Origin of the sequence: Rhodoplanes sp. SY1 (assembly GCF_046000175.1) — a bacterium.
In the GTDB taxonomy this organism is placed as follows: Bacteria; Pseudomonadota; Alphaproteobacteria; order Rhizobiales; family Xanthobacteraceae; genus Rhodoplanes.
The window spans coordinates 1-26678 of sequence record NZ_JBEOMB010000088.1; the positions used below are offsets into that span (position 1 = coordinate 1).

Genomic DNA, 26678 nt, shown 5'->3' on the forward strand with positions numbered 1-26678 from the left:
CCGACCATCACGGCCATCGACGGCGTGCCGGCGGCCGCCGCGATGGTGCCGAGGAGGGCGCGCGGGTCGGGCTTCATGGCCACGAAGGTGTCCTGGCCGCAGATCGCGGCGAATCGGCCGGCGAGGCCGAGCGCCTCCAGCAGCTTCACCGACAGGCGCTCGAGCTTGTTGGTGCACACGGCGAAGCGGCAGCCGGCCGCGTCGAGCGTGTCGAGCGCGTCGACGAGGCCGGGGAACGGCCGCGACAGCGCCGCGATGCGCTCGGCGTAATCGTCGACATAGACGCCGTAGAGGCGGTCGATCTCGGGGGGGCCGCAATCGCGCCCGTGGGCGCCGAGCGCGCGCTCGATCAGCAGCCGGGCGCCGCCGCCGATGAAGCGGCGCGCCTCGTCGAACGGCACGGCGGCGAGCCCCTCGCGGACCAGGAGACCGTTGAGCGTGTCGATCAGGTCCGGCGCCGTGTCGATCAGGGTGCCGTCCAGGTCGAACACGACGAGCGGCGACGGCGCGGGCTGGTGCATGGCGGTCTCGGCTGGCCCGGCGATCGCGGCCGGGGCTCCCGCTCCGGTCTAGGCCGGGCCGGGGCGCCGGCGCAAGCGGTCCGGTCGCCGCAGAGCCCCGTCGCGGGATCGTGCTCTAGGCGAGGCGGCGGAACGAGGCTACATAGCGGGCCGGCATACCACGAGCGCTCCAAACGAGCGTTCCAGACCCCCGTCCGGGCAAAGCGATGACTCCTGACTCCCTCAAGCGCGAGGCGGCCGCCCGCGCCGTCGATCTCGTCGAGCCCGGCATGCGGCTCGGTCTCGGCACCGGCTCCACCGCCAAGCACTTCGTCGCGCTGCTCGGCGAGCGGGTGCGCGGCGGCCTCGACGTGATCGGCGTGCCGACCTCCGAGGCGACGCGCGCCGATGCCGAGGCGGCCGGCATTCGCCTGTCGACGCTCGAGGAGACGCCGGCCCTCGATCTCACGGTCGACGGTGCCGACGAGATCGCCCCCGACCTCTCGGCCATCAAGGGCGGCGGCGGTGCGCTGCTGCGCGAAAAGATCGTCGCGGCGGCCTCGGCCCGTATGGTGGTGATCGCCGACGAGAGCAAGTGGGTGGAGACGCTCGGCCGCTTCCCGCTGCCCGTCGAGGTGGTGCCGTTCGGCGTCGCGCCGACGACGATCGCGGTCGAGGCGGCGGCCGTGGCGGCCGGCTGCGCCGGGCGGGCGGTGCTGCGCCGCACCCGCGAGGGCCACGCTTTCGTCACGGACGGCGGGCACCTGATTCTCGATCTCGCGCTCGGCCGCATCCCGGATCCGGCGGCGCTCGCCGAACGCCTCGCCGCCGTCCCGGGCGTCGTCGAGCACGGCCTGTTCATCGGGCTGGTGCGCACCGCGATCCTCGCGGGCAGCGCCGGCATCCGCATCGAAACCGCCCGCGTCGTCCGCGGGTAGACGACCCGCAGCGTCGCCAACAGGGGGTTCCCATGTCTCTGGTCAGTCCGCTCGCCACCTCGCTCGTCACGCTCTTTCGCGCCACTGCCGCGGCCGCGCTGGTCGCCGGCACGGTCGGCCTCGTCCCGGCGCAAGCTCAGGCACAGACCCAGCAGCCCGCCGATCCGTCGCCCGCCGCCGTTTCGGCGGCGCGCGAGCTGATCATGGTCAAGGGCGGCAACGCCGTGTTCGACCCGATCGTCAACGGCGTCATCGAGTACGTGAAGAACGCCTTCCTGCCGACCAACCCGCAGCTCGGCAAGGAGCTCGGCGAAGTCGCGCTGCAGCTGCGCAAGGACTACGAGAGCAAGCGCGCCGAGCTGCTCGGCGAGGTCGCCAAGGTCTACGCCCAGAAGTTCAGCGAGGCCGAGCTGAAGGAGCTCGTCACGTTCTACAAGTCGCCGCTCGGCAAGAAGATGGCGACCGAGGAGCCGGGCGTGATCGACCAGGGCCTGAAGCGGGCGCAGGTGTGGGCCGACGCGTTCTCGGAGCAGGTGATGAGCCGGTTCCGCGAGGAGATGAAGAAGAAGGGCCATACCCTGTGACCACGACCGAGCGCCGCGTCGACCTGTTCGTCATCGGAGCCGGCTCGGGAGGCGTGCGCGCCGCCCGCATCGCGGCCGGCTACGGCGCCCGCGTGATGGTCGCCGAGGAGTACCGGGTCGGCGGCACCTGCGTGATCCGCGGCTGCGTGCCGAAGAAGCTCCTGGTCTACGCGGCCCGCTTTCGCGAGGCGTTCGAGGACGCGGTCGGCTTCGGCTGGAGCGACACGGCGCCGACCTTCGACTGGGCGAGCCTGATCGCCAGCAAGGACCGCGAGATCGGCCGCCTCGAGGCGGCCTACAAGGCGACGCTGGGCAAGGCCGGGGTCGAGATCGTCGAAAGCCGCGCCGTGCTGCACGACGCCAAGACCGTGCGGCTCGAGCCCTCGGGCGAGCTGATCAGGGCCGAGCACATCCTGATCGCCACCGGCGCGACGCCGTCGCTCGGGCCCTCGATCCCGGGCATCGAGCACGTGATCTCGTCCAACGAGGCGCTCGCGCTCGACCATCTGCCGGCCCGCGTGCTGGTCCAGGGCGGCAGCTACATCGCGGTCGAGTTCGCCTCGATCTTCGCCGGGCTCGGCAGCCAGGTGTCGCTCGTCTATCGCGGCGAGAACATTCTGCGCGGCTTCGACGACGACGTTCGCCAGCAGCTTCGCATGGAGCTCGAGAAGCGCGGCATCAAGGTGATCACGGGCGCGACCGTGACGGCCGTGGAGCCACACGGCAAGCACTACACGGCGCATCTCTCCTGCGACATGCAGGTCGCCGCCGACGCCGTGATGTTCGCGATCGGCCGCCCGCCCAACGTGCGCGGGCTGGGGCTGGAGACGGTCGGCATCAAGATCGCACCGAACGGCGGCATCGCGGTCGACGAATACTCGCAGACCTCGGTGCCCGGCATCTGGGCGGTCGGCGACGTGACCAACCGCGTCAATCTCACGCCGGTCGCGATCCGCGAGGGACACGCCTTCGCCGACACGGTGTTCGGCGGCAAGCCGACCAAGGTCGATTATCGCTGTGTCCCGACCGCGGTGTTCTCCGAGCCGGAGGTCGGCACCGTCGGGCTTTCCGAGGCGCAGGCGATCGCGGAGTTCGGCGACGTCGACGTCTACAAGACCAGCTTCCGCCCGATGAAGGCGACGCTGTCGGGGCGCGACACCACGGTGCTCCTGAAGCTCGTGGTCGACGCCGCGAGCCAGCGCGTGCTCGGCTGCCACATCGTTGGCGAGGGGGCGGGTGAGATGATCCAGCTGGTCGGCATCGCGGTCCGCATGGGCGCGACCAAGGCCGACTTCGATGCCACCATGGCCGTGCACCCGACCGCGGCCGAGGAGCTGGTGACGATGCGCCAGCCGACGCTGCGCCACCGCCGCAAGGCGGCCGAGTAGGGGCGGCCGCGCAGGACGCCGGTCGGCGGAGCAGGGCGCTTGTCCGCGGCTCCGCCGCGGGCGTGCAGTACGTCGGGTGCGCAACCGTTGATGCGGCGGGCCACGCCTTACACTCGTGGGCACCGGACCGACGGAGCCTCGCATGGGCCTGAACATCGACACCGAGGAGGCGCTGCGCCTCGCCGAGGAGCTCGCCCGGGTGACGGGCGAGACCCTCACCGATGCGGTGACGATCGCGCTGCGGGAGCGGCTGGAGAAAGTGCGGCCGCAGGAGAAGCCCGGTCTGGCCGAGCGGCTGCTGGCGATCGGACGCGAGACGGCTCCGCTCTGGAAAGAGCCGTGGAAGTCGATGGATCACGGCGACCTCCTCTACGACGAGAACGGACTGCCGAAGTGATCATCGACACGTCGGCGTTGATCGCGATCCTGAAGGGCGAGCCTGACGCTGCGCGCTATGCGGCTGCATTGGAGGTCGCGCCGATACGGCGTTTGTCCGCGGCGAGCTATGTCGAATGCGGGATCATTGTCGATCGGAACGATCATCCGGTTCTGGCCAGGCGGCTCGATGACATGCTCGATGAGGCCTCGATCTCCATCGAGGCCTTCACCGAGGCCCACGCGCGCATCGCGCGCCAGGCCTATCGGGATTTCGGCCGCGGCAGTGGGCATCCGGCGCGGCTGAACTTCGGCGATTGCTTCAGCTATGCGCTCGCCAAGGCGACCGGCGAGCCGCTGCTGTTCAAGGGCGACGACTTCCGCCACACCGACGTCGCGTCGGCCCTCGCCGGTGGCGCATGATCGCCGTCGGGACGGCTGTGCCGGGCCGGTGAAGGCGCGTTCCGCGGCCCTGGCCGCGCCTCTGGCCTGCCGGCGCATCCCTCGTGTATAAGGCCTCCCGCGCGGAACGAGAGACCTCCGGGACGAGACCCGGCCGGCGCGCGACGAGGACCAGACCATGCCCGAGCGGTGGACCCCCGAGAGCTGGCGCAGGAAGCCGATCCAGCAGGTGCCGGACTTCCCGGACCTGGACGCACTGTCGGCCGTCGAGAAGCAGCTCGCGACGTTTCCGCCGCTGGTTTTTGCAGGCGAGGCTCGCAGCCTGAAGCGCCAGCTCGCCAAGGTGGCGGCCGGCGAGTGCTTCCTGCTGCAGGGCGGCGACTGCGCCGAGAGCTTCGCCGAGCACGGCGCCAACAACATCCGCGACTTCTTCCGCGTCTTCCTGCAGATGGCGGTGGTGCTCACCTATGCGGCGGCGTCGCCCGTCGTGAAGGTCGGACGCATCGCCGGCCAGTTCGCCAAGCCGCGCTCCTCGCCGGTCGAGACGCAGGGCGGCGTGTCGCTGCCGAGCTATCGCGGCGACATCGTCAACGGCAACGACTTCACGGCCGAGGCGCGCATCCCGGATCCGCGCCGCCAGCTCGAGGCCTACCGGCAGTCGGCCGCGACCCTGAACCTGCTGCGCGCCTTCGCGCAGGGCGGCTACGCCAATCTCGCCAGCGTGCATCAGTGGATGCTCGGCTTCGTGAAGGACAGTCCGCAGTCGCGCCGCTACATGGAGCTCGCCGACCGCATCTCCGAGGCTCTCGGCTTCATGCAGGCCTGCGGGCTCGATCTCGAGCGGCATCCCGAGCTGCGCGGCACCGAGCTCTACACCAGCCACGAGGCGCTCCTCCTCGGCTACGAGGAGGCGCTGACCCGCGTCGATTCGACGAGCGGCGACTGGTACTGCACGTCCGGCCACATGCTGTGGATCGGCGACCGCACCCGCCAGCTCGACCACGCCCACGTGGAGTACTGCCGCGGCATCAAGAACCCGATCGGGCTCAAATGCGGGCCGTCGATGAAGGCCGACGATCTGATGCGGCTGATCGAGGTGCTCGATCCGGAGAACGAGCCGGGCCGCCTCACTCTGATCTGCCGCATGGGCGCCGACCGGGTCGGCGAGCTTCTGACTCCGCTCGTTCGCGCCGTGGCGCGCGAAAAGCGCAACGTGATCTGGTCGTGCGATCCGATGCACGCCAACACGATCTCTTCGGCCTCCGGTTTCAAGACCCGGCCGTTCGATCGCATTCTCCAGGAGGTGAAGGGCTTCTTCGCCGTGCACGCGGCCGAGGGCACGATCGCCGGCGGCGTCCATCTGGAGATGACCGGGCAGAACGTCACCGAATGCACGGGCGGCGCCCGCGCCATTTCGGACGAGGATCTGAACAACCGCTATCACACCTTCTGCGATCCGCGGCTCAACGCCGAGCAGTCGATCGACCTCGCCTTCCTGCTCGCCGAGCTCCTCAAGAAGGAGCGCCTCGCCCGCCACGTCCCGATGCCGGCCGCCGCGAGCTTGTGATCAGGCCGCGCCACGGAAGCGACCTCACTCCGCCCTCGTCCTGAGGAGGCTGCGAAGCAGCCGTCTCGAAGGGCGGGGGCGGCCGAGTCGGGAGCCTCGTGGTTCGAGACGCACTCCTCCGGAGTGCTCCTCACCATGAGGACGGCGGCGGTGTCTGCCTCGCGGGACTGCTCCCCCTTCACCCCGCATTAACCGCGCCGGCGAACTCGCGCCGCCGGGCCGGCGCGTTCGGCAATGAATCGATAACAAATCAGTTCAAATTGTTCCTGTTCACGGAGGCACAGGGAGCCGGGAGTGACAGGGGACAGGGGCCGCTCGTTTCGCGCCGCGACGGCGTTGGCGACCCTGGCGGTCTCGATCCCCCTCGTATCCCTCGGTCCCGCTGCCGCCGCCGAATGGCCGCGGCTTCCGTCCGAACCCACGGGCGAGGCCACGGTCTGGGATCCGGGTCCGCGCTGGCCCAGCCTGCCGTCCGACGGGACGGAGGCGCGGCCCGCCGGCTCCACGGTGGAACCGCGACGGGCACAGCCGTCGCCGACCGCCGACGTTTCGGCCACGCAGGAGAGGCGGGCACAGCCGTCGTCTCCTGCGGCCGACCCGGACATCACCGGAAGCCTCCCCGCGATCGCCGCGCCTGCCACGATTTCGGCGCGTGACACGCGCCCGGCGCGCGACCCGCGCCCGGCGAGCCGCGCATCGTCCGACGCGGACTGGGGACCGGCCTGGCCGAGCTTTTCGGAGACCGCCGCGCCGGCCCCGCCCGACGCAGCGCCGCGCACGACCGGCGCGATATCGTCCGCTCCGGCCCCGATCGCCAAGGCGCCCCCGATGCGCCCCGCCTATGTGGTCCCGGTCGCACCGGCGCCGTTCAAGATCGATGTCGGGGCACGCTACTGGTACTCGACCGGCAAGGTCGATTTCGGCTTCCGCAACGGTGTTCCGGGCTACGGCGATCCGACCTCGACGCTCGACTGGCGCGGCATGAACGGCCACGCCGGGGAGGCGTTCGCGCGCATCGCCCACCAGCCGACCCGGATTTTCGTGAAGGGGCTGATCGGTGCCGGCACGCTCGACGGCGGCACCATCGTCGACCGCGACTTCTTCGCCGGCCAATGGAAGTTCTCCGACACGACCAGCACCGTGACGGGCGACAGCCTGCGCTACGGCATCGTCGACGCCGGCTGGTCGTTCGAGGTGCCGAAGGCCGGCTGGCGGGTCGGCGGCTTCGTCGGCTACCACTACTGGAACGAGATGCTCGGCGCCTCCGGCCTGGTCACCAATCCGGACGACTTCGGCGGCGCCTATTGGGGCGTGCCGGCCGGCACCCGGCTCGTGAGCGACGCGACCGCCGTGTTCGTCTACGAGCCGACCTGGCACGCGCTGCGGCTCGGCGTCGATGGCCGCTGGGAGTTCCTGCCGGGCTGGTCGGTGTCGGGCGAGGTCGCCTGGGTCCCGGTCGCCCATGTGGAGAACAAGGACAGCCACCTGCTGCGCCAGGGCATGAACGATCTCGGCCCGGCCCCCAACGTGATCTCGCGCTCGTCGCGCGGCTGGGGCGTCGAGGCGGAGCTGTTCGTCCACTACGCCGTCACGCCGCACCTGGCGATCGGCGCTGGCGGGCGCTACTGGGGACTGAACGCCGACACCGGCACGGTGACGTTCGGTCCGAGCTTCGCCCAGACCTACGACCTCACCCGGTTCGAGCAGCAGCGCTACGGTCTGCTGCTGGAGGCGAAGGGGCGGTTCTGAGCGGGGGGCGGAGCATGCGGCTCGCGCGTCGCGCGCGCCGCATCAGCCGATCGACGCACCCCGACCGACGGCGCGTCATGCCCGCGCTCGTCGCGGGCATCCACGATTCCGCGCGAGGTCAGGGGGGCGAACGTGGATGGCCGGGACGAGCCCGGCCATGACGAAGGCGAGGGGAGTGGCCCCGTCCTCTCTCGACTCAGATCGAGTCCTTGAGCTCCTTGGCGGCCCGGAAGGCGACCTTCTTGCTCGCCTTGATCTTGATGGCCTCGCCGGTCGCCGGATTGCGGCCCATGCGGGCGGCGCGCTTCTTGACCTGGAGGATGCCGAGGCCGCCGATGCGCAGGCGATCGCCCTTCTTGAGGTGCTTGACCACGAGACCCACGAAGTCGCCGAGAATCGCCTCGGACTGCTTCTTGGCGATCTCGTGCTCGCCGGCGAGCGTCGCGGCGAGGTGCTTGAGCGTGATGGTCGGGGTCGTCGTGGTCGCTGCCTTGGCCATCTCTTATCCCTCCTCTGCGGATCGATGGACGCCGAAACTGCCCGTCACATAGACGATTCTTCGGCCGTCGCCAGCGCCAATCGACGGAAGTGCCCATGTTTTACGGGTTTCCGCGACATGCGGCAGAGAATCCGCCCGTTTGACAGCACTTTTCGACGCGCGGCGCGGGCGGACTCGTGTGCCGTCGCAGCGCCGTTCCGGCGCGGTTCCGATCGTCGCGATGTGTGCTTGACTTCGGTCGGGCAGGGCCCTAGGAGAACGGCTCCGAAGTTCGGGGGCGTAGCTCAGTTGGTTAGAGCGCCGGCCTGTCACGCCGGAGGTCGCGGGTTCGAGCCCCGTCGCTCCCGCCAGTCTTTTCAGAGACTTGGCAGACTTCCCCGAACAGCCTTACAGTTCATTCGGTGGTCGCCGATCGACGCTTTCCGTCGTCCGCTTGGTCGTGGGCGGAGCGGCGAGCCGTCCGAGAAGTCAGGGCGACGAGCAGGCTTCCGGTCGGGCTCGGAACATTTCGGCGACTGGGGGCTTGTGATAAACGGCTGGAGCTTCGGCATGCCCCGCTTCTTCTTCCACCTGTCGGGCAGTAGGTCGGCTCGGGACACCACGGGTGAAGGTCTCCCCTCCGTTCTCGACGCGGTCGAGAACGCGCGACAGGTCGCATCCGAACTCGCCCGTAACGTCGACCCCGGTCTCGTCGAAGGAGCCTTCATCGTCGTGGAGGATGAGACCGGTCGGCTGGTGTACTCGGTTCCCCTGAACCGTCCAGAGAGGAACCGCCGATTCTTGAGCCGCCGATTTCAAACTCATCCGGACCGGTCGCCAGCGCTGGCGAACGAGAACCGCACACCGTAGCCAACGCGGCCGCTCTTGCCGCGACGGTGTCACCGGCTCTCCCGAAAGCGACGAGGCGACCATCGCCCGTGCGAACTTCCCAGGCGACCTCGTCGCCCTCAAGAACGAGGCGATAAGTGAGCGACCGCATGCGCAGGCTCCCGTCTGACGAGCGGGAGCACAAACGGTCTCTCAGCCACCGACGCCCGTTGCCGCTGCCGGTGATGGGGTTCAACGCGGATCGTGCCGATTGGTTCCATGATGCTTCCCGGGCGGTGCTCCCGGCCCCGGCGGCGTGCCGAATGGGAAGGCTCCGTCCGACGGCGGCGGCCCGATCCCCCGGCCATGCACAGGGTCGGCCGGTTCAGGAAAACCACCGGCTGTTCAAGACGGGACGTCCGGTGTTAATCTTTACGCGGGGAGGGGATAACCCGTTTCGAGGTGTGATCCCCATGCGGAATGCCGTCGGCCTTCTCTGCGCGGTCGCCATCGGCCTCACGGCCGCGGCCTGCACGCGATCGACGTCGCCGGCCGGACAGGTGGTGGCGTCGGCCAGTCCCGGCGAGATGCTGCGCGACGAGCTCGCCGCAAGGCGCGAGCGGCGCCCCGCCTGCGAGCAGCAGGCGCGCGAGCACGCCTTCAGCCCGTCGCAGCGCGCGAGCTTCGTCTGGAGCTGCGTGAACCGCTGAGGCGGACTTCGCAATATTCAGTCATTCCGGGGCGGCGCCATCGGGTCCGGCCTTTGGCCGGCCCGACGACAGGCTCCGCGCCGAACCCGGAATCCAGCCATGACAGTCGAGCTTGCCGCTGGTTCCGGGTTGGCGCCTTCGGCGCGCCCCGGAATGACGAATTCCGGGAAGTCCTCGCTGAGACGGACTTCGCCGATCCTTGTCCGCGTGTCTCGGCCTCGTGCTCCGGACAAGGCACGGCGAGCCGCAGGCGCCGTGCCGTAGAACGGGGGCCTAGGGGCCGCACGGTGATCACGTCGCCTGATTGCCCTGGGTCCCGGCTCGCGGTGCGATGCACCGCGTCCGGGACACGAAGCCGCGCCTCCCGGCCGATGGCGAGCCGAACAGCCTCTCCGTCTACTTCTTCTCGATGCCGGCGGCTTCCACCACCTTGGCCCATTTGGCCACCTCGCGGGCGATGCGGGCCTTGAAGTCCTCCACCGAGCAGCCCTGCGCCGCCATGCCGTAGCGCGTCGCGGCCGCCTGGATGTCGGGCAGGGCGAGCACCTCGACCACGGCCTTGTTGAGCGTCGCGACGATGTCGGGTGGCGTCGCCGCCGGCGCCGCGAGGCCGTTCCAGCTCGTCACCTCGTAGCCCGGCAGGCCGCTCTCGGCGACGGTCGGCACGTCGGGGAGCGATGGCGCCCGTTGCGTCGCGGTCGTCGCCACGGCGACGATCTGGCGCTCCTCCAGCGGCCCCTGCAGGGCGGCCTGATACTCGAACAGCACGTCGACGTCGCCCTGGATCATCGCGGTGACGAGCTGCGGCGTCGTCTTGAACGGGATCGCCGTGACGGTGATGCCGGCCATCGACTTGAACAGCTCGCCGCCGAGATGCTGGTTGCTGCCCGGATTGATCGAGCCGAAATTGAGCTTGCCGGGCGACGCCTTGGCGGCCGCGATGATGTCCGCGACGCTCTTCAGCGGCGACCCCGCCTTGGTCGCGATGACCAGGCCGTAGGCGGCCGTGGTCGAGATCGGCACCAGGTCGCGCTCGAGGTCGTAGGGCAGCGACTTGAACAGCGACTTCGCCGCCGTGAGCCCGCCGCCGATCATCGCCAGCGTGTAGCCGTCCGGGGTCGAGGCGACCACCGAGTTGATGCCGATCACGCCGGCGGCGCCCGGCCGGTTGTCGATGATGAACTGCTGGCCGAACTTGTCGGAGAGCTTTTGCGCCACCATCCGCATCGTCACGTCGGCGATGCCGCCCGCGCCGTAAGGCACGATGATGCGGACCGGCCGGTTCGGGTAGCCGGCCTGCGCCCGCGCGGACGCCGGCAGCAGCGCGGCGAGGGCTCCGGCGAGGCCGCCGACGAGCAGATTACGACGGTCGGTGTGCAGGCGGGCGAGGGCGGCGGTCATGGTGGTCCTCCGGTCGTTGTTTTTGCCCGATGCCTCGAACGGCACCAGGAAGGCAGGGTGATCAGGCGGGCACCGGCGCGGCGGCGAGGGCGGGATAGAGCCGGCGCGCCGTGCCGGCGAAGATTTTTTCGCGGTCGGTCTCGGACAGGCAGGACAGTGCCGTGCGGGCGGCGGCGAGGATGTTGCTCATCGGCCCCGGCTCGGCCGGGAAGTTGGAGCCCCAGGCGATGCGCTCCGCACCGTACACGCGGACGAGGCGCGGGAAGAAGTCCTCCGGTCGCGCCGCCCCGTTCGACGCCTCGCGCACCGTCCGGCTGGTCAGCTTCAGCACCACGTTGGGTCGCTCGGCGAGACGCCACAGCCAGTCGGCCTTGTCGTAGGGCGCGCCGTCCGAGAGGTCGACGCGCGAGAGATGGTCGAGCACCACGGGGACCTTGCGGAAACGGTCGAGCAGCACCGTGAGCTGGTCAACGCCCTCGGGGCGCATCTGCACGCAGACCGGCACGCCGGCCGCCTCGGCCCGCTCCCAGATCGGGAAGGTGCGCGGATCGGCGAGCCAGCCGGCCTGGCCGGGCTGCGTCGTGCCGGTGGTGAACAGGCGCAGCCCCGTAAAGCCTTTCGCCAGCCAGCCGTCGAACACGGCCGCGGCGTCGGGCGCGAACAGGTCCATCGAGAACACGCCGGTGAAGCGCTCCGGGAAGGTCGCGATCGCATGGGCCGCGTAGGAATTGTCGAAGCCGTAGGCCGTCGAGGCCTGCACCACGGCGGCCTTCTCCACGCCGGCCTCGTCGAGCGCCGCGACGAGTTCCTCGGCCGTGCAGGGATGGGCGTGCGACCAGTCCGACTGCTTGCCGCCGAGCGGCGCCAGCGGATAGCGCGCCGTATCCGGCGAGATCACATGCGTGTGGATGTCGATGATGGCGGTCATGGGCGGCTCCTGGGCGCGCCAGTTCAGCATTTCTCGGCCGTTCGGCCGGCATTCCAACGCTGCTGCGCGCCATGAATTCATGCTAAGTCGACTTGTTCAGATCGACCCGCCTGCCGGCCGGGTCGGCCGTCGAGAGAGGATGCTTCGCGTGGACGGGACCCGGCTCGGCCGGCTGCGCGCCTTCGATCAGGTGGCGACCGCCGGCGGCATGACGGCGGCGGCCGCGGCGCTGCGGCTGACCCAGCCGGCGGTGAGCCGGGCCGTCCGCGCCCTGGAGGCGGAGCTCGGCGCGACCCTCGTCGAGCGGCGTGGCGACGGCGCCGTGCCGACCGACGCCGGGCGACTGCTGGCGCGCCGCACCGGGCGCCTGTTCGGCCAGCTCCGCGGCGCGGTCGGCATCGCGACCGGCGCGGCCCCGGACGGAGATGCGGCGACCCGCATCGTGCGGGCGCTCGCCGACGCCCATCTGCGCGCGCTTTCGGCCGTGTGGACGGCCCAGACGTTCCGGCGCGCAGCGGCGGCGCTCGGCATCGCCGAGCCGACCCTGCACCGGGCCGCCCGCGACCTCGAGAAGCTGATCGGCGTCGCCCTCTACCGCCGCACCCGCGACGGCGTCGGCCTGTCGGCGGCGGGTGCCGAGCTGGCCCGCCGCTTCGCGCTCGCCGCGGCCGAGGTGAGGGCGGCGCGCGAGGAGCTGGCGCTCGCGCGCGGCAGCGCGGCCGCCACGGTGGTCATCGGCGTTCTCGCGCTCGCCCCGGTGCGGCTCGTCGCCCGGGCCGCCGAGGCGGTGCTGGGCGCGCATCCGGGCGCTCGTGTCACCATTAGCGAGGCGCCGTATGCGAGCCTCGCCGAAAGCCTGCGCAGCGGCGCCCTCGACCTGATCTTCGGGGCGCTGCGGGCGCCGCCGCCGTTCGACGATCTCGCCGAGGCGGCGCTGTTCGACGACCCGTACCGAATCGCCTGCCGGCGCGGTCATCCGCTCGCCGGCCGCCGCGACCTGACGCCCGCCGATCTGCGGCCCTATGGCTGGGTGGTGCCGACCGCGACGCTGCCGCGCCGCGCCGTCGTCGACCGCGTGCGCGCCGCCTGGGCGCTGCCGGCCGGGGTGGACATCGAGGCGGACTCGCTCGGCGGCATCGTCGCCGTGCTGGCCGAGACCGACCGGCTCAGCCTGCTGCCGCGCCTCGGCGTCGCCCGCGACGGCGCCGGCGGCCCGGACGATCTCGCGGTGCTCGATCTGCCGGTGCCGCATCCGCGCCGCGTCGTCGGCGTCACCACGCGCGCCGACTGGCTGCCGACCGCCGTGCAGGCGGAGTTGTTGGAGCGGCTGCGGGAGGTGTCACGCCCTGCGGCCGCCCCGTGATCCGTCATTCCGGGGCGGCACGAAGTGCCGAACCCGGAATCCAGCCGCACGCTTCGAAACCTGCCGCTGGATTCCGGGTTCGCGGCTTCGCCGCGCCCCGGAATGACCAGCACCTCTAACGTGCCCCGGACGCGGCGCAACGCGCCGTGCCCGGGACACGAGGCGTCGCGCTTATGCGACCATCCGCCGGCTCTCGATCGGGCGCAGCTCGAGGATGTCCTCGGGCCTCATCGGGATCATGGCGACGCCGACGTCGCGCTTGTAGCCGTTCCAGCGGGCGATCTCGGCCTCGGTGCCGAAGCCGGCCTCGACCTTCTTGCCGGTGGTGGCGAAGTCGTCCGGCAGCAGGCCCTCGCGCACCCACAGCGCCACGGCGCCGCAGGGGCGGTGGACCTCGAAGCAGAAGCGGCCGAACGGCGAGGCCGGGCCGTGCGCCAGCGTCTGGTCGACGACCAGGCGCTTGCGCGACATGGCGCGGAGCATGAACTCGAACGAGTCGATGAGCCCCGGCGGGTTGAGGCCGGCCACGATGGCGACCTCGTCGCGATGCGGGATGCCGGCGCCCGGGAAGGCGGCGAAGGCGCGCTGCAGCACCTTGATCGACAGCACCACGCCGCCGAAGTGATCCTTGTCGTGGAACGCCTCGAGGTCGTCGAGCGTGATGGTCAGCTCGCCCGCGTAATCGCGAATCTTGATGGACGGGATCATGTCAGCGGTCCTTCAGCTCTTCACCACGGGGCCGATCTCGAACAGGTCGGCGGCCGGCGACGCCAGCACGCGCTCCGCCATCTCGTGGCGCAGCGCGTCGAAGCGCGCCACCTCGGCGGCGCTCGCGAGGCCGCCCGCGGCCTTCGCGGCGAGGGCGAGGAACTCGCTCGTCAGCGTGCCCTCCTTGAGCCACAGGCTCACCGACGTGCCCTTGTGGCGGATCTCGAACCAGAAGTGCTCGCCGCACACCGCCTGGCCCTTCTTGGCGCCGTGATCGAGAACGGCGCGCTGGCGGCTGAAGGCGCGGGTGGCGCATTCGAGGCCGTCGACGACACCGGGGCCGTCGACCCCGATCGCCACCTGGATGGCGCTGCGCTCGGGCGGACCGTCCGGCGAGATCAGCGGGAACGCCGTCTCCAGGACCTTGTAGGCGACCGCGACGCCGCCCGGATGCGGGCCGCCGTGGAACGTGAGCATCTGCTCGTAGCTGATCGCGACGGGGTTCTGCTTCGACCCGCGCATCTTCAAAACGTGCGTCATCGTCTCTCCTTTCAAAATCAGCGACGTGATTTCATCCTGCCGTGGGGGCGATCCGAGGCGCGACCAGCCAGGGGCCGAACACGGCGAGCCAGGCGAGGAAACCGGCGGCCCACAGCGCACTCGGCAGCGCGACGCCGAGCCACGGCATCGCGGCGGGCGCGATCTCGGGGGCGATCACGCGGAACAGCGTCGCCGCGACGATCAGGGCGGGTGCGATCCACACGGCGCGCGGCAGCGGGAAGCTGCGGCCGGTGTGGCGCAGCGACACGATCGACATCACGGTGGCGACGGTGAGCGAGGCGGCGCCCATGCCGAGCAGGTGCCGCAGGCCGGTCGGATCGAAGCCGGCGCCGAGCGCCACGGCGCCGAGTCCGGCGAGCCCGGCCGCCAGAAACGCCTGTGCCACGTAGAACAGCAGCACCTGCGGGCGCAGGAGCGCAGGCCCGCGATGCAGCTCGACCATGCGGTCGAGCTGGGCGCAGGCGGCGGCGAGCGCGATCCAGCCGGTCACCGGGCTCGCCGGGGCGACCGTGTCGGCGATGGCGAACAGCACGAGCGTCGCGACCGCGAGATGCCGGCGCCCGGGAGAAAGCCGCGGCGGACCCTTCCGCCCGGTCTCGCGCAGCGCGGCGCCGAGCGCCACGGGCAGGATGCGGCCGAGCGCCAGCGCGATCGCGACCAGCAGGAGATCGAGGCCGAGGATCACGGCGGCGTCCGGCGTGCCGGGCAGCGCCCCGAGCCGCGTCATGTGGAACCAGAAATTCGCGGCGAGCAGCCCGAGCATCACCAGGCCGAGATCGAGCGGCCGGCGGCCGGGCTTCGAGAGCGCGGGCAGGGCGGTGCCGAATACGGCCGGCAGGAAGGCGAGGTCGGCGAGCGCGACCACTTCGGCCGGCAGCACGCCGTCGAGCCAGAAGGCGACGCGGCCGGCGAACCAGACCAGCACCAGCGCGGCGAGCGGCCGGCCGGCGACAGGGGGTGTGCCCGTCCAGCTCGGGAAGGCGGTCAGCGCGAAGCCCGCCATCGCGGCGGCGAGGCAGCCGAAGATCTGCTCGTGCGCGTGCCAGGCCGCGCTCCCCACCGTGCCGGCGCCGACGAGGCCGGTCCAGATTACCGGCAGCGGCAGCACGGCCGCGACGGCGGCGAGCGGCACCAGCAGGAAGAACGGCCGGAAGGCTTCGCTGAGCACGACGTCGCGCGTCGCTTGCGGGACGACGGGCTTCATCGCGGCGACTCCGGCTCGACCGAGAGCGCCGTCGCGGTCGCCGGATCGGCGAGCAGACGGCCGACCTCGGCATGGACGAAGCCGTCGTCGCGCGCCGCGTGCGGCACGGCGATGTCGTGCATGGCGGCGAGGCGGGCCGGGCGCGGCGAGAGCACGACGATGCGATCGGCCATGCGCACGGCTTCCGCGAGGTCGTGCGTCACCAGCACGGTCGTGAGCCCGCGCGCGTCGATCAGCCGCTGCACCAGCGCCTGCATCTGCCGGCGCAGCCCGACGTCGAGCGCGCTGAACGGCTCGTCGAGCAGCAGCAGGTCCGGCTCGATCGCCAGCGCGCGGGCGAGGGCGACCCGCTGACGCATGCCGCCCGACAGCGCGTGCGGGAACTTGTCGCCGTCGTCCTCGGAGAGGCCGACGACGCGCAGAAGCGCGTCCGCGCGCGCCAGCCGCTCGGCGGCGCGCATCGGCAGCGCCTTCAGCCCGAACGCGATGTTCTTTCGCGCGTCCCTCCAGGGAAGCAGACAGGGATCCTGGAACGCGAAGGCGGGGCGCGCAAAACCGTGGAGGATGCGGCCCTGGTCGGGCTGCACGAGGCCGCCGATCATCGCCAAGAGCGTGCTCTTGCCGCAGCCCGATGGGCCGATCAGGCACCCGACTTTTCCGGCGGGCAGCGCGAAGGAGATTTTCGCCAGCACCGGCTCCGGCCCGAACGCATGCGACACGGCCTCGACCACGAGGCCGGGCGTCGTCGTCGCCAGAGTGCCGCCGGGTGCGAGCGTCATGCTGATCAGATCCCCGGCATGTCGCGCGCCTCGGCGCCGGGGAGGTCGCGCCGCCAGGTGAGCAGGCGGCGGCGCAGCGGCTCGAGCAACAGATACTCGACCGCGAGCAGCAGCAGCACGACGACCAGGATCCAGGCCATCGCCTTGACGGTGTCGACCTGCACGCGCGCCGTCGCGAGCCCGTCGCCGATGCCGCCGGCGCCGCTCAGGAGCTCGGTCATCACGGCGACCTTCCACGACAGCGCGAGCGCGGTGGCGACCGCCGGGAACAGATAGGAGAGCATGTGCGGCAGGTAGACGTCGGTCACCAGCACGTGGCGCGGCACCCGGAAGGCGCGCGCCATCCGGCGCAGCGCGCCGTCGAGGCTGCGCACGCCTTCGGCGGCGCTGGCGAACACGATCGGCGCGCTCGTCACCATCACGGTGAACACCACGGCGAGCCCGGAGCCGCCGAACCACAAGAGCGACAGCACCACCCAGGCGATCGCCGGGATGCCGAGCATCAGCGTCGCGATCGGCGCCAGCATGCGGCGCATCATGTCGGACAGGCCGGCGAGCGCGCCGAGAACGCCGCCGAAGACGACGCCGAAGGCGAAGCCGAGCAGCGCGTTGCGGCTGGTCTCGACGACGGCCGGCCACACCTTGCCGGCGAGCGTCATCTGCCACAAGGACGCGAAGGTCTCGCGCGGCGAGGGGAGAACGAGCGTGCCGTAGGCGGCGTGGCCGGCCTCCCACAGCGCGACGAGCAGCAACAGGCTCGCGGCGGCGCCCCAGCCGCCCCAGACATAGTCCAATGCTTGGTCCAATGCTCGGGCGAGGCGGGCGCGCAGCCGGATCATGCGGCCGGGCCCCAGTAGAAGGCGTCGTCGGGCAGCCGGCCGCCGAGGATGTCGGGCGACATCTCCATCAGGGCCGTGAAGTAGTGCTGGAGGTCGGGCTTGGCGTCGGCGGCGGCGACGACGTCGAGGCGGAAATGTGGAATCGACTTCTCCACCACCGGTGCGGCGAGGTCGAGCGTCGTCGCGCCGAGCTTGCCGGCCTCGGCCGGGTTGTCGAGCACCCAGCGGGCGCTCGCGACGCAGCCTTCGTGGATCGCCCGAACCACCTCGGGATTCGCCTGGAGGAAATCCTCCCGCACGCCGAGCCCGGCCTGGGCGATGCGCGGCGGCCGCCCGGTGAGCCGCCCATACACGGCGGTGAGGTCGGCGGTGCGACGCACCGTGACGCCGGCCGCCGCGCCGCGGACCTGCGCCGCCGTCGCGGCCGGCTCGGAGATCACGGCGAGGGAGGCACGACCGGCGAGCAGAAGCTGCACGGCCTCGGTCGGCGTGCCCACGTATTGCAGCTTCACGTCGGTGTCGGGGTTCATGCCGAGCTTGCGCAGCGTCATGCGGAAGATCAGGTCGGGTGCGTCGTTGCGGAACGCCATCAGCACCGGCTTTCCGGCGATGTCCTCGATCTTCTGGACGCTGTCGTCGCGGCTCATCAGATAGAGGAGCCCCCAGGTGACGATGTTCATCAGCCGCACCGGGACGCCGCGGTTGCGCATGTTGGCGCACGAGTAGGACGGCGTGCCGAACACCGCCATCTCGCCCGAGACGACGCCGGCCCGCATCTGGTCGGGCGTGCGCCACACCTTCAGTTGCGCCTTGTCGGCGAAGCGCGACAGCGCGCCGGTCTCGATCAGCCGCGCCATCACGACCGACGGCGTCGCGGGCATGCCGTTGATCACGACGCTCGCGAGCTTTTCGCCGGCCATCGCCGGGCTGCGCGGGATCACGGCGGCGAGGCCGGTGGCGGCGAGGCCCGTCAGTGCGTCGCGTCGGCTCGCAAACACCATCCCGCATCCTCCTGCTTCGTCGGGCGACCGCGCGCCTGCCGGCGGCGGTCCGGCCGTGGGTGCTGGGCTGGATAGTCGGTCGCCGGTTGGCCCGTCATACGAGAAAGTACAGAGCAGAGTTTGAATCAGAGCAGACTTGGAACCGTTGGAAATTGCAAACCCTTCCAAGGGCGCTTGACGGCACGGCCGCAGCCGGCGAGTTCTGGCGTGTCCGGTCGCGCGCGCGGTCCCGCGCAGCGTCGTCCGGCCGTCCCGCCCGGATCCCTGCGTCCGATACCCCGCCCGCACCCCCGTCCGTGTCCATGGCCTCGCGTTCCGTCGTCTCCGGCATCCTGTTCATGATCGGCTGCACGATCATGTTCGCGATCGGCAGTGCCGTCTCGAAATGGCAGGTCGCGACCTATCCGGTCGGCGAGATCCTGTTCGTCCGGGTGCTGGTGTCGCTGGTCACGGTGTCGATCATCATCCTGCCGAAGACCGGCCTCGAGGTGTTCCGCACGCGCCGGCTGCGCGACCACGTAACCCGCTCGGTCACCCAGGCGGCGGCGCAGACCTGCATCATGATCGCACTCAGCCTGATGCCGCTGGCGAGCGTCATCGCGGTCAACTTCTCGGCGCCGCTGTTCGCGACCCTCTTCTCGGCCCTGATCTTCAAGGAGACGGCCGGGCGCGCCCGCTGGGCCGCGCTGGTCGCCGGCTTCGCCGGCGTGCTGATCGTCACCCATCCGGGTGCCGAGACGTTCCAGATCGGCTTCCTGTTCGCGATCGGCAATGCGGTGCTCTACGGCCTCGTCACGGCGGGCGTGCGCAGCATGACCCGCACCGAGTCGCCCGCCACCCTCACCATGTGGCAGATGGTGATGCTGACCGTGATCTTCACCGCGGCGCTGCCGTTCGGCTTCGTCATGCCGACGGTCTGGGACGGCGTGCTGATGCTGGTGAACGGCGTGTCGAACGCCATCGGCCAGTACTGGTGGACCAAGGCCCTCCATCTCGCGCCGGCCGGCGCGGTCGGGCCGTTCTATTACCTGTCGCTCGTGTGGGCGATGGGGATCGGCTTCCTTGTGTGGGGCGACGTGCCCACCGTGCACCTCCTGATCGGCTCCGCCGTCGTCGTCGCCTCCGGCCTCGCGCTGCTGTGGCACGAGACCGGGCGCAAGAAAGGGTGATGGGGAAGGGCTCCCGACTCCGTGTCCCGGACGGAGGCGTGTCGGGCCGAAGGCACGACGCGCCGCAGAGCCGGGACCCAGGGGCGACAGGGCAGGCGCATCGCCCGATCGCTCCTGGGTCCCGGGTCACGACGCGGTGCGCCGCGCCCGGGACACGAGGCTCGACATTGCATTCCCCCTCGCACCGCACTAATCCAGGGCCATGTTCACGGGCATCGTCACCGATATCGGCACCGTCGTCGCGGTCGCGCCGCGCGCCGACGACCTCCGCCGCCTCACCATCGCCTGCGCCTACGACCGCGCGACCATCGTCGACGGCGCCTCGATCGCCTGCAGCGGCACCTGCCTCACCGTGGTGGCCGCCGGGGTGGAGGCGGGGCGCACCTGGTTTTCGGTCGACGCCGCCGCCGAGACGCTGCGGCTCACCACGGTCGGTCGCTGGACGGTCGGATCGCGGATCAATCTGGAGCGGGCGCTGAAGATCGGCGACGAGCTCGGCGGCCACCTCGTCACCGGCCATGTCGACGGCCTCGCCACGCTGGTGGCGCGAGAGAATCTCGGCGAGATGGCCAAGATGACGTTCCGGGCGCCGGCGCCGCTCGCCCGCTTCGTCGCCACCAAGGGCTCGGTGACGCTCGCCGGCGTGTCGCTCACCGTCAACGACGTCGACGGCGACGCCTTCTCGGTGCTGCTGATCCCGCACACGCTGCAGGTGACGACGCTGGGCGACCTCGCGCCGGGCGACCCGGTCAACCTCGAGGTCGACCTGATGGCGCGCTATGCCGCACGCCTCGCGGAGGCCTCTCCGGCCTAGACCCGGCGCGCCACGTCGCCGCGCAGGGGCGGTCTGCCGCGGTCGGGGTTGCGGCCGGTCCTGCCGACTTGCTACTGACGGCGCGACCGAGGGACCCCATGGCCGGACCGAGCACAGCGACCCGCACCACCGAAGAGCCCTTGCCGGGCGCGCGCATCCTCATCGTCGAGGCGCGCTATTACGGCGCCATCGCCGACGCGCTGCTGGAAGGCGCCCGGCGGGTGCTCGACGCCGCCGGCGTCGAGTGGGACATCGTCAGCGTGACCGGCTCCCTCGAGGTGCCGCAGGCCGTGGCGATCGCGCTGGAGGCGCCCGTCCACACGCGGCGGCTGCCGTTCGACGGTATCGTGGCGCTCGGCTGCGTGATCCGCGGCGAGACCAGCCACTACGACATCGTCGCCGGCGAGTCCGCCCGCGCCCTGATGGACCTCGCGGTGCGCCATCGGGTGCCGATCGGCAACGGCATCGTGACCACCGACACGCACGAGCAGGCCGAGACCCGCGCCGATCCGGAGCGCGGCGACAAGGGCGGTGTCGCGGCCGCCGCCGTGACCTCGCTGATCCGGGTGAAGCGCCACCTGCAGAGCCCGCGGAGCGAGCGGTGAACCGCGAGCCGAAACCGGTGCGCAAGGCGAACCGCCGCGGCGCCGCGCGGCTCGCCGCCGTGCAGGCGCTCTACCAGATGGACATCGCGGCGACGCCGCTGCACGAGATCCTCGCCCAGTTCGAGAGCCACTGGATCGGCCGCGAGGTCGAGGGCGAGCAGTATCTCCCGGCCGAGGAGAGCTTCTTCCGCGACATCGTCAACGGCGTCGTCGAGGGCCAGCGCAAGCTCGACCCGCTGGTCGACCAGGCGCTCGAATCGAGCTGGCCGCTCAAGCGCGTTGAGGCGATCCTGCGCTCGGTGCTGCGGGCCGGCGCCTGGGAGCTCGACAAGCGCCGCGATATCCCGGCCCGCGTCGTCGTCTCCGAGTATGTCGACGTCGCCAACGCCTTCGTCGACCGCGACGAGACCGGCATGGTCAACGCCGTGCTCGACGAGGTCGCGCGAAGGCTGCGCGCCGGCGAGTTCGATCCCGCCCCCCAGGTGTGAGGCGGGCTCGTCGGGTGTTCGCGTGAGCCTCACCGTCCTCGGCCGCGTGCCCCGGACAAGGCGCATCGAGCCGTAGGCTCGTTGCGCCGCAGAGCCGGGGCCCAGGGGCAGCACGGTCAGCAGTTTGGGCAGTCCCCTCGTTCGGTCGCCCTGGGTCCCAGTTCGCGGCGCGTTGCGCCGCGCCCGGGACACGAGGCTTCGGACCAGTGGCTCCTCAGCGCCAGCCGAGCGTCCAGGCGCAGCCCGACCCGGGGAGGCAGCCGGTGCCGTAGGTCACGGCCGTCGCGGTGGGCACCACATAGGTCGGGTAGGCGTAGATCCGCCGCGCGTCGGTCGCATAAATGGTGCCGTCCTGATAGGGCGTCGCCCAGCCGACCGGACCGTAAGCCCCGTACGGCACCGGGCCGCCGACCGGCACGAAGCCGGCGCGCGCACCCGGCAGCCGCGTCCGATACGACACGTACCAGCCGTAGCCCGGCCGCCAGGAATAGCCGTAGGCCGGCGGCGCCACCCGCGCGTAGCCGGGCCGGTAGGGGTAGGGCGCCTGTGCCGAGGCGGCAGGCGCGAAGGTGACGGTCGCGACGGCGACGGTCGCGGCGCACGCCGCCGCGCGCATGATCCCGGTCCGCGTCATCTGTGGTCCTTTCGATCGGAAGCTGGCCCTCGAACGCAACACGGCCGCCCGCGCCGACCGGCCGGGCCCGTCGGCCATTTCTCGCACGGAAGCCTGAAGGACGAGATAACGCCGGCGCCCGTCCGCGCCGCGGCGAGTCGGATTAGCCCGAAGCCGCCGGGGATCGAGATCCCGGTTCGCGACCATCGCTGCGGAAGGACGGAAAATTCGGGAGAGCGGGAAAAGTACGGACCGGTAAAGAGTGTTCCATTGCCAGCAAAAGATATTAATGTACTAGCTCCATTCTAAGGCCGTCGATATCGGCAACCATTCGACAGTAAGTTTGGAATGCACAGATGGCTCGCAAGTACGAGCTCAAGCGTCGCGCCGTCCGCCAGGATGCCACGCGCCAGAGGATCATCGCGGCCGCTGTCGACCTGCACTGCAGCGTCGGACCGACACGCACCAGCATCCTGGCGATCGCGGAGCGGGCCGGGGTCGAGCGCCCGACCGTCTACCGCCACTTCCCGACGCTGAACGCCCTCTATCTCGCCTGCGCGGACCGCTTCTGGACCGACAATCCGCTGCCCGACGCGGAGGCCTGGACCGCGGTCGCCGATCCGGAGGCGCGGCTGCGGCGCGGGCTCGGCGAGCTCTACGCGTTCTTCGAGCGGCTTTCGCCGGCGCTGTGGAACATTCTGCGCGACGTCGAGGACGCGCCCGACCTCAAGCAGTTCTGCGCCGGCCATTCCGGCTCCTGGATGCGGATGCGGGAGGTTCTGGCGGAGCCGTTCGCGGACCTCTCGGAGCCGCGCGACAAGGTCGACGCGGCGATCGCCCATGCGGTCGACTACTTCGCTTGGCGGGCGTCACGGCGCAACGGCGTCTCCAACACGGCGATCATCGACCTGATGACCGGCATGGTGCGCGGCGGCTGCATGGTTCGCGGCATCTGAAAGCGCGGCATCTGAAAGCGCGGCATCCGGGGCAGCCGGGGGCGCGCCGTTCGAGGGCGTTGCGCCAGAGGGCGTTGCGCCAGAGGGTGTGGCGCCAGAGGGCGTGGCGGCTGCCGTGCCGGTCCGTGCCAAGCGGGTCGCTCCGGCGCCGCGGCGCCGGAGCGGTCGTCGCGAGGCGACAGCCTCACATGTACTGGCCGCCGTTGGCGGCGATGTCGGTGCCGGTGATGTAGCCGGCGCTGTCGGACGACAGGAACACCACGATGTCGGCGATCTCGTCCGGCGCACCGAGGCGGCCGACCGGGATCAGCGGCAGGATCTTGGTGTCCATCACCTCCTTGGGCACCGACAGCACCATCTTGGTGCCGAGATAGCCGGGCGAGATGGTGTTGACGGTGACGCCCTTGCGGCCGACCTCGAGCGCCAGCGACTTGGTGAAGCCGTACATGCCGGCCTTGGTGGCGGCGTAGTTGGACTGGCCGAACTGGCCCTTGGCGCCGTTCATCGAGGAGATGTTGATGATCCGGCCCCAGCCGCGCTCCAGCATGCCGTCGATCACCTGCTTCGACATGTTGAAGACCGAGTAGAGGTTGGTGCGCAGCACCGCGTCCCACTGCTCGAACGTCATCTTGCGGAACATCGAGTCGCGGGTGATGCCGGCATTGTTGACCAGCACGTCGACCGGCCCGACCTCGGCCGCGATCTTGGCGACGCACTCCTTGCACGACTCGTAGTCGGCGACGTCGACCTGATAGGCCTTGAACTCGCGGCCTTCCTTCTTCTGGTTCTCCAGCCACTCGTCGACGTGCTTGTTGCCCGGCGAGCAGGTGACCGCGACCCGGTAACCGGCAGCGTGCATCTTCACGCTGATCGATTCGCCCAGGCCCCCCATACCGCCGGTGATGACTGCAACGCGCATGATCTGAATTCCTCCGTTGAATGCGGCGTGACCTCGTCCCCCCGCCCGCGACCCGGATGTCGGCGACCGGGATGATTATCTGCCTCGGTTGGTCCGTCGGCCGCGCGGGCGGTCCGTGGCCGTGTCCTCGGCGTTTGATCCGCTCCGCGGCGCGTGCTCGGCGCCGACGATCCGGACGCTTGGGCGCGACGCCGTCGAGAGATCGCCACGGCGTGCACCGGAAATGTAATTGCGTTTATGACAGTCGGGCGAGTTTGGGCGATTGCGGCGGTTGCCGCAAGGTGCGTGGGCCGTCCGGATCGACTCTTTGGTCGTACGAGACCTGCGACCGAAGCGCCGGGTCCGGGATCGTCACTCCAGCGTCGACCGTCGACAACGGTCGACAGTCGTAATGCACGTCGGCGAGCCGCGCGGACGACCGTGGTGCGTCATCGCCGCCGGACGAGCCATGATCGCGCCATGGGGGAATTCTGCCGCCTCCATGCGTCAGGCGCGTGGCTCCTTTACTCCTCCGCAACCTCTGACCTCCTTACTAGTGCGCGGCGGCGAGTGCCCTCATCCACATCACAAGATCGCATCTCGCCCCGGAGGAAGGACATGCGGGGTTTTCGTTTGCGCGTCGGCGCCAAGCTGACGCTGTCGGCCCTCATCGGCATCGCCCTGGTCTCGGTTCTCGTCGGCAACGTCTATCTGAGCGGGCGCGACACCATCGGGGCGACCGAGACGGCGCTGATGCGCCAGAAGCTGATCCAGGACGCCGGTCGGGCCCAGGTCGAGTTCGAGCAGATGCGGGTCGCCTATCGCGAGATCAAGATGGCGCGGTCCAAGGACGAGGTCGGCGCCGCGCTGGCGAGCTTCCGCAAGACCGCCGGGGATGCCGGCCGGTATCTCGGCGAGATGCGCGGCGCGGTGCGCCTGCAGGACAATGCCGAGCGCATCGACCGCGCCACCGCGCTGGTCGGCGCCTACGACAAGGCGGTCGAGGAGATCGGCGCGCTGCAGAACCGGATCTTCGAGCTGTGGGTCGCCCGCGACGAGGTGCTCGGCGTGTGGAACAAGGCGTTCGACGCCTTCGTCGCCTCGAAGGATCTGGCCGCGCAGCCGGACGGCGCCGACGTCGAGGCGCTGGTGCGCCAGGCCGACTCGGTGTCGAAGACGGCCCGCATCGTCTCCTGGCGCTACGACGCCACCGAGGCGGCGGCGCAGGCGGCCCGCATCCCGCCGCTGCAGAAGAAGGCCCGCGACATTCTCCGCCAGGGCCGCGGCAAGCTGACCGACCCGGCCCTGATCGCCGAGGTCGACGAGCTCGACAAGAACCTCGCCCGCTTCTCCCGGGTGATCGACGACACGGTGGCGGCGCGCGCCGCCCAGAGCGAGGTGCTGGAGAAGCGCCTGCGCCCGATCGTCGGCGAGATCGACAAGCTCATCGACGAGACCGTCGCCTCGACCACCCAGGCGGTCCGGGCCGAGGCCTCCGAGCTGATCGGCGGCGTCGGCCGCGCGACGCAGATGTCGGTGGTGCTCGGGCTTCTGGTCGTCGGCGTGCTGATCGGCTCGGCGGTGTTCGGCAGCGTCGCGATCGGCAAGCCGCTGCGCCGCATCGGCGCCGTGCTGCACGGCCTCGCCGAGGGCGACCGGACGGTCGAGGTGCCCTACACGGGCCGCGGCGACGAGATCGGCGAGGCGGCCCGCGCCGCGCTCGCCTTCCGCGACAACCTCGCCCGGGTCGATCAGCTCGAGGCGGACCGCAAGGCCGCCGAGGCGCTGACGGCCGACGAGCGGCGCGCCGCCATGCACCGGCTCGCGGCCGAGTTCGAGGCGGCGGTCGGCGAGATCGTCGAGCGCGTCTCACACGCCTCCGGCGCGCTGGAGGCGGCGGCCGGCGCCATGACGACGACGGCCGAGCAGACCGAGACGCTCGCCGGCACGGTCGCGGCCGCGTCGGAAGAGGCCTCGGCCAACGTCGCCGCGGTCGCCTCGGCGACCCAGGAGATGACCTCCTCGGTCGGCGAGATCGGCCGCCAGGTGCAGGAGTCGAGCCGCATCGCGGCGCACGCCGTCGCCCAGGCGCGCACCACCGACGAGCGGATCACGGCGCTGTCGCACTCGGCCGACCGGATCGGCGACGTCGTCAAGCTGATCACGGCGATCGCCGAGCAGACCAACCTGCTGGCACTCAACGCCACGATCGAGGCGGCGCGCGCCGGCGAGGCCGGCAAGGGCTTCGCGGTCGTCGCCCAGGAGGTCAAGGCGCTCGCCGCCCAGACCGGCAAGGCCACCGGCGACATCTCGAGCCAGATCGCCGGCATGCAGGCGGCGACGCACGACTCGGTCTCGGCCATCAAGGAGATCGGCGCCACCATCGCGCACATCGCCGAGATCGCCGCGGCGATCGCGGCCGCCGTCGAGGAGCAGGGGGCCGCGACCTCCGAGATCGCCCGCAACGTCCAGCAGGCTGCCAAGGGCACCGACGCGGTCGCCCGCCACATCACCGAGGTGAACCGCGGCGCCAGCGAGACCGGCACGGCCTCGGCCCAGGTCCTCGGCGCCGCCCGAGAGCTCTCCAGGGACGGCACCGCGCTGCGCCAGCAGGTCGGCAAGTTCTTGGGCGCGGTGCGGGCCGCCTGAGCCGGGCGACCTCTCTCATCGACCTCGCGAAAAGAAACGGGCGCCACCGCGGCGCCCGTTTTTGCTCGATGTCCGGTCGCGAGAAAGAAGCCCGTCATCCCGGGGCGCGAACCTTAAGGTTCGCGAGCCCGGGATCCATATCCCCGGTGTCGGTGGCTCACGCGAGACAGGGCGTATGGGTCC

The 26678-nt window shown here is 71.0% G+C and carries 28 protein-coding genes and 1 tRNA gene; 17 read left to right on the forward strand and 12 right to left on the reverse strand.

Annotated features, from left to right (window positions below; all coding sequences use genetic code 11):
* Positions 1-521: HAD hydrolase-like protein (locus ABTU92_RS20895; protein WP_408093557.1), on the reverse strand; the 521-nt coding region annotated here is incomplete at its 3' end.
* 206 nt (positions 522-727) lie between these two features.
* On the opposite strand from ABTU92_RS20895, the gene rpiA reads away from it, so the two are divergent.
* From rpiA to ABTU92_RS20930, 7 genes are all read left to right on the forward strand, one after another.
* Positions 728-1438 (forward strand): ribose-5-phosphate isomerase RpiA, encoded by a 711-nt coding sequence (gene rpiA / locus ABTU92_RS20900; RefSeq protein WP_408093558.1) that lies wholly within the window; start codon positions 728-730, stop codon positions 1436-1438.
* A gap of 32 nt (positions 1439-1470) precedes the next feature.
* Positions 1471-2022 carry a DUF2059 domain-containing protein gene (locus ABTU92_RS20905; RefSeq protein ID WP_408093559.1) on the forward strand — a complete coding sequence of 184 codons (552 nt, stop codon included), beginning with the start codon at positions 1471-1473 and terminating at the stop codon, positions 2020-2022.
* Positions 2019-3410 (forward strand): glutathione-disulfide reductase, encoded by a 1392-nt coding sequence (gor, locus tag ABTU92_RS20910; protein WP_408093560.1) that lies wholly within the window; start codon positions 2019-2021, stop codon positions 3408-3410. Before ABTU92_RS20905 ends, gor begins: the two co-directional genes overlap by 4 nt.
* Before the next feature lie 142 nt (positions 3411-3552).
* Entirely contained in the window at positions 3553-3807 is a 255-nt protein-coding gene (locus ABTU92_RS20915) for a type II toxin-antitoxin system VapB family antitoxin (protein ID WP_408093561.1), read from the forward strand.
* A complete protein-coding gene (locus ABTU92_RS20920) occupies positions 3804-4208 on the forward strand; it encodes a type II toxin-antitoxin system VapC family toxin (protein WP_408093562.1) in 405 nt (134 codons plus the stop codon). Before ABTU92_RS20915 ends, ABTU92_RS20920 begins: the two co-directional genes overlap by 4 nt.
* 157 nt (positions 4209-4365) lie before the next feature.
* On the forward strand, positions 4366-5754 hold the full coding sequence (locus ABTU92_RS20925; RefSeq protein ID WP_408093563.1) for a class II 3-deoxy-7-phosphoheptulonate synthase: 1389 nt from the start codon (positions 4366-4368) through the stop codon (positions 5752-5754).
* Positions 5755-6582: 828 nt separating this feature from the next.
* Positions 6583-7503, forward strand: a complete 921-nt coding sequence (locus ABTU92_RS20930) for a hypothetical protein (protein ID WP_408093564.1) — start codon at positions 6583-6585, stop codon at positions 7501-7503.
* A 196-nt stretch (positions 7504-7699) separates the two neighbouring features.
* On the opposite strand, the gene ABTU92_RS20935 is transcribed toward ABTU92_RS20930, so the two are convergent.
* A complete protein-coding gene (locus ABTU92_RS20935) occupies positions 7700-8002 on the reverse strand; it encodes an HU family DNA-binding protein (RefSeq protein WP_111359568.1) in 303 nt (100 codons plus the stop codon).
* Between the two features lie 273 nt (positions 8003-8275).
* Between ABTU92_RS20935 and ABTU92_RS20940 the strand changes: the two genes are divergently transcribed.
* The 3 genes from ABTU92_RS20940 (at position 8276) to ABTU92_RS20950 (ending at position 9519) form a co-directional block, all read left to right on the forward strand.
* A tRNA-Asp gene (locus ABTU92_RS20940) sits at positions 8276-8352 on the forward strand.
* 199 nt (positions 8353-8551) lie between these two features.
* A complete protein-coding gene (locus tag ABTU92_RS20945) occupies positions 8552-8851 on the forward strand; it encodes a DUF6894 family protein (protein WP_408093565.1) in 300 nt (99 codons plus the stop codon).
* A gap of 431 nt (positions 8852-9282) precedes the next feature.
* A complete protein-coding gene (locus ABTU92_RS20950) occupies positions 9283-9519 on the forward strand; it encodes a hypothetical protein (protein ID WP_408093566.1) in 237 nt (78 codons plus the stop codon).
* Positions 9520-9915: 396 nt separating this feature from the next.
* Here ABTU92_RS20950 and ABTU92_RS20955 read toward each other — a convergent pair whose 3' ends face one another.
* Positions 9916-10920, reverse strand: a complete 1005-nt coding sequence (locus ABTU92_RS20955; protein ID WP_408093567.1) for a tripartite tricarboxylate transporter substrate binding protein — start codon at positions 10918-10920, stop codon at positions 9916-9918.
* Positions 10921-10981: 61 nt separating this feature from the next.
* A complete protein-coding gene (locus tag ABTU92_RS20960; RefSeq protein ID WP_408093568.1) occupies positions 10982-11848 on the reverse strand; it encodes an amidohydrolase family protein in 867 nt (288 codons plus the stop codon).
* Positions 11849-11996: 148 nt separating this feature from the next.
* Between ABTU92_RS20960 and ABTU92_RS20965 the strand changes: the two genes are divergently transcribed.
* A complete protein-coding gene (locus tag ABTU92_RS20965) occupies positions 11997-13211 on the forward strand; it encodes a LysR family transcriptional regulator (RefSeq protein ID WP_408093569.1) in 1215 nt (404 codons plus the stop codon).
* Positions 13212-13382: 171 nt separating this feature from the next.
* Here the strand turns inward: ABTU92_RS20965 and ABTU92_RS20970 are convergent, their stop codons facing one another.
* Genes ABTU92_RS20970 through ABTU92_RS20995 form a run of 6 tightly spaced genes read right to left on the reverse strand, consistent with a single transcriptional unit; the run spans position 13383 to position 18303 of the window.
* The gene (locus tag ABTU92_RS20970) at positions 13383-13919 is read right to left on the reverse strand and encodes a hypothetical protein (protein ID WP_408093570.1); all 537 of its coding nucleotides are present in this window, start codon (positions 13917-13919) and stop codon (positions 13383-13385) included.
* 12 nt (positions 13920-13931) lie between these two features.
* Complete coding sequence (locus ABTU92_RS20975) at positions 13932-14459, reverse strand: hypothetical protein (protein ID WP_408093571.1); 528 nt, start codon at positions 14457-14459, stop codon at positions 13932-13934.
* A 31-nt stretch (positions 14460-14490) separates the two neighbouring features.
* Positions 14491-15684 carry an NnrS family protein gene (locus ABTU92_RS20980; protein WP_408093572.1) on the reverse strand — a complete coding sequence of 398 codons (1194 nt, stop codon included), beginning with the start codon at positions 15682-15684 and terminating at the stop codon, positions 14491-14493.
* Complete coding sequence (locus ABTU92_RS20985; protein WP_408093573.1) at positions 15681-16463, reverse strand: ABC transporter ATP-binding protein; 783 nt, start codon at positions 16461-16463, stop codon at positions 15681-15683. Before ABTU92_RS20985 ends, ABTU92_RS20980 begins: the two co-directional genes overlap by 4 nt.
* Before the next feature lie 5 nt (positions 16464-16468).
* A complete protein-coding gene (locus ABTU92_RS20990; protein ID WP_408093574.1) occupies positions 16469-17302 on the reverse strand; it encodes an ABC transporter permease in 834 nt (277 codons plus the stop codon).
* Positions 17299-18303, reverse strand: coding sequence for an ABC transporter substrate-binding protein (locus tag ABTU92_RS20995; protein ID WP_408093575.1), 1005 nt, complete (start codon positions 18301-18303; stop codon positions 17299-17301). The genes ABTU92_RS20990 and ABTU92_RS20995 overlap by 4 nt, the downstream gene beginning before the upstream one ends.
* A gap of 302 nt (positions 18304-18605) precedes the next feature.
* Between ABTU92_RS20995 and ABTU92_RS21000 the strand changes: the two genes are divergently transcribed.
* The 4 genes from ABTU92_RS21000 (at position 18606) to nusB (ending at position 21379) form a co-directional block, all read left to right on the forward strand.
* Entirely contained in the window at positions 18606-19472 is an 867-nt protein-coding gene (locus ABTU92_RS21000; protein ID WP_408093576.1) for a DMT family transporter, read from the forward strand.
* 202 nt (positions 19473-19674) lie between these two features.
* Positions 19675-20286 (forward strand): riboflavin synthase, encoded by a 612-nt coding sequence (locus ABTU92_RS21005; RefSeq protein WP_408093577.1) that lies wholly within the window; start codon positions 19675-19677, stop codon positions 20284-20286.
* 74 nt (positions 20287-20360) lie between these two features.
* Entirely contained in the window at positions 20361-20891 is a 531-nt protein-coding gene (gene ribH / locus ABTU92_RS21010; RefSeq protein ID WP_408093582.1) for a 6,7-dimethyl-8-ribityllumazine synthase, read from the forward strand.
* A complete protein-coding gene (gene nusB / locus ABTU92_RS21015; protein ID WP_408093578.1) occupies positions 20888-21379 on the forward strand; it encodes a transcription antitermination factor NusB in 492 nt (163 codons plus the stop codon). Before ribH ends, nusB begins: the two co-directional genes overlap by 4 nt.
* Positions 21380-21593: 214 nt before the next feature.
* Here the strand turns inward: nusB and ABTU92_RS21020 are convergent, their stop codons facing one another.
* Positions 21594-22013, reverse strand: a complete 420-nt coding sequence (locus tag ABTU92_RS21020) for a hypothetical protein (RefSeq protein ID WP_408093579.1) — start codon at positions 22011-22013, stop codon at positions 21594-21596.
* 335 nt (positions 22014-22348) lie between these two features.
* Here ABTU92_RS21020 and ABTU92_RS21025 point away from each other — a divergent pair, with 335 nt between their 5' ends.
* Positions 22349-22948 carry a TetR/AcrR family transcriptional regulator gene (locus tag ABTU92_RS21025; RefSeq protein ID WP_408093580.1) on the forward strand — a complete coding sequence of 200 codons (600 nt, stop codon included), beginning with the start codon at positions 22349-22351 and terminating at the stop codon, positions 22946-22948.
* A 184-nt stretch (positions 22949-23132) separates the two neighbouring features.
* Here ABTU92_RS21025 and phbB read toward each other — a convergent pair whose 3' ends face one another.
* Positions 23133-23870 (reverse strand): acetoacetyl-CoA reductase, encoded by a 738-nt coding sequence (phbB, locus tag ABTU92_RS21030; protein ID WP_408093583.1) that lies wholly within the window; start codon positions 23868-23870, stop codon positions 23133-23135.
* Positions 23871-24464: 594 nt separating this feature from the next.
* Here phbB and ABTU92_RS21035 point away from each other — a divergent pair.
* Positions 24465-26495 carry a methyl-accepting chemotaxis protein gene (locus ABTU92_RS21035; RefSeq protein WP_408093581.1) on the forward strand — a complete coding sequence of 677 codons (2031 nt, stop codon included), beginning with the start codon at positions 24465-24467 and terminating at the stop codon, positions 26493-26495.
* Positions 26496-26678: the final 183 nt, after the last annotated feature.

Bases quoted from the DNA above. Each gene is read 5' to 3' on its own strand.
- ABTU92_RS20970 (WP_408093570.1), bottom strand. From the start codon at position 13,919: ATGATCCCGTCCATCAAGATTCGCGATTACGCGGGCGAGCTGACCATC.
- ABTU92_RS20980 (WP_408093572.1), bottom strand. From the start codon at position 15,684: ATGAAGCCCGTCGTCCCGCAAGCGACGCGCGACGTCGTGCTCAGCGAA.
- rpiA (WP_408093558.1), top strand. From the start codon at position 728: ATGACTCCTGACTCCCTCAAGCGCGAGGCGGCCGCCCGCGCCGTCGAT.
- ABTU92_RS20905 (WP_408093559.1), top strand. From the start codon at position 1,471: ATGTCTCTGGTCAGTCCGCTCGCCACCTCGCTCGTCACGCTCTTTCGC.
- ABTU92_RS20955 (WP_408093567.1), bottom strand. From the start codon at position 10,920: ATGACCGCCGCCCTCGCCCGCCTGCACACCGACCGTCGTAATCTGCTC.
- ABTU92_RS20945 (WP_408093565.1), top strand. From the start codon at position 8,552: ATGCCCCGCTTCTTCTTCCACCTGTCGGGCAGTAGGTCGGCTCGGGAC.
- ABTU92_RS20975 (WP_408093571.1), bottom strand. From the start codon at position 14,459: ATGACGCACGTTTTGAAGATGCGCGGGTCGAAGCAGAACCCCGTCGCG.
- ABTU92_RS21020 (WP_408093579.1), bottom strand. From the start codon at position 22,013: ATGACGCGGACCGGGATCATGCGCGCGGCGGCGTGCGCCGCGACCGTC.
- ABTU92_RS21005 (WP_408093577.1), top strand. From the start codon at position 19,675: ATGTTCACGGGCATCGTCACCGATATCGGCACCGTCGTCGCGGTCGCG.
- ABTU92_RS20930 (WP_408093564.1), top strand. From the start codon at position 6,583: ATGCGCCCCGCCTATGTGGTCCCGGTCGCACCGGCGCCGTTCAAGATC.
- ABTU92_RS21025 (WP_408093580.1), top strand. From the start codon at position 22,349: ATGGCTCGCAAGTACGAGCTCAAGCGTCGCGCCGTCCGCCAGGATGCC.
- ABTU92_RS20950 (WP_408093566.1), top strand. From the start codon at position 9,283: ATGCGGAATGCCGTCGGCCTTCTCTGCGCGGTCGCCATCGGCCTCACG.
- ABTU92_RS20935 (WP_111359568.1), bottom strand. From the start codon at position 8,002: ATGGCCAAGGCAGCGACCACGACGACCCCGACCATCACGCTCAAGCAC.
- ABTU92_RS20985 (WP_408093573.1), bottom strand. From the start codon at position 16,463: ATGACGCTCGCACCCGGCGGCACTCTGGCGACGACGACGCCCGGCCTC.
- ABTU92_RS20995 (WP_408093575.1), bottom strand. From the start codon at position 18,303: ATGGTGTTTGCGAGCCGACGCGACGCACTGACGGGCCTCGCCGCCACC.
- ABTU92_RS20925 (WP_408093563.1), top strand. From the start codon at position 4,366: ATGCCCGAGCGGTGGACCCCCGAGAGCTGGCGCAGGAAGCCGATCCAG.
- ABTU92_RS20915 (WP_408093561.1), top strand. From the start codon at position 3,553: ATGGGCCTGAACATCGACACCGAGGAGGCGCTGCGCCTCGCCGAGGAG.
- ABTU92_RS21000 (WP_408093576.1), top strand. From the start codon at position 18,606: ATGGCCTCGCGTTCCGTCGTCTCCGGCATCCTGTTCATGATCGGCTGC.
- ABTU92_RS20960 (WP_408093568.1), bottom strand. From the start codon at position 11,848: ATGACCGCCATCATCGACATCCACACGCATGTGATCTCGCCGGATACG.
- ABTU92_RS21035 (WP_408093581.1), top strand. From the start codon at position 24,465: ATGCGGGGTTTTCGTTTGCGCGTCGGCGCCAAGCTGACGCTGTCGGCC.
- ABTU92_RS20990 (WP_408093574.1), bottom strand. From the start codon at position 17,302: ATGATCCGGCTGCGCGCCCGCCTCGCCCGAGCATTGGACCAAGCATTG.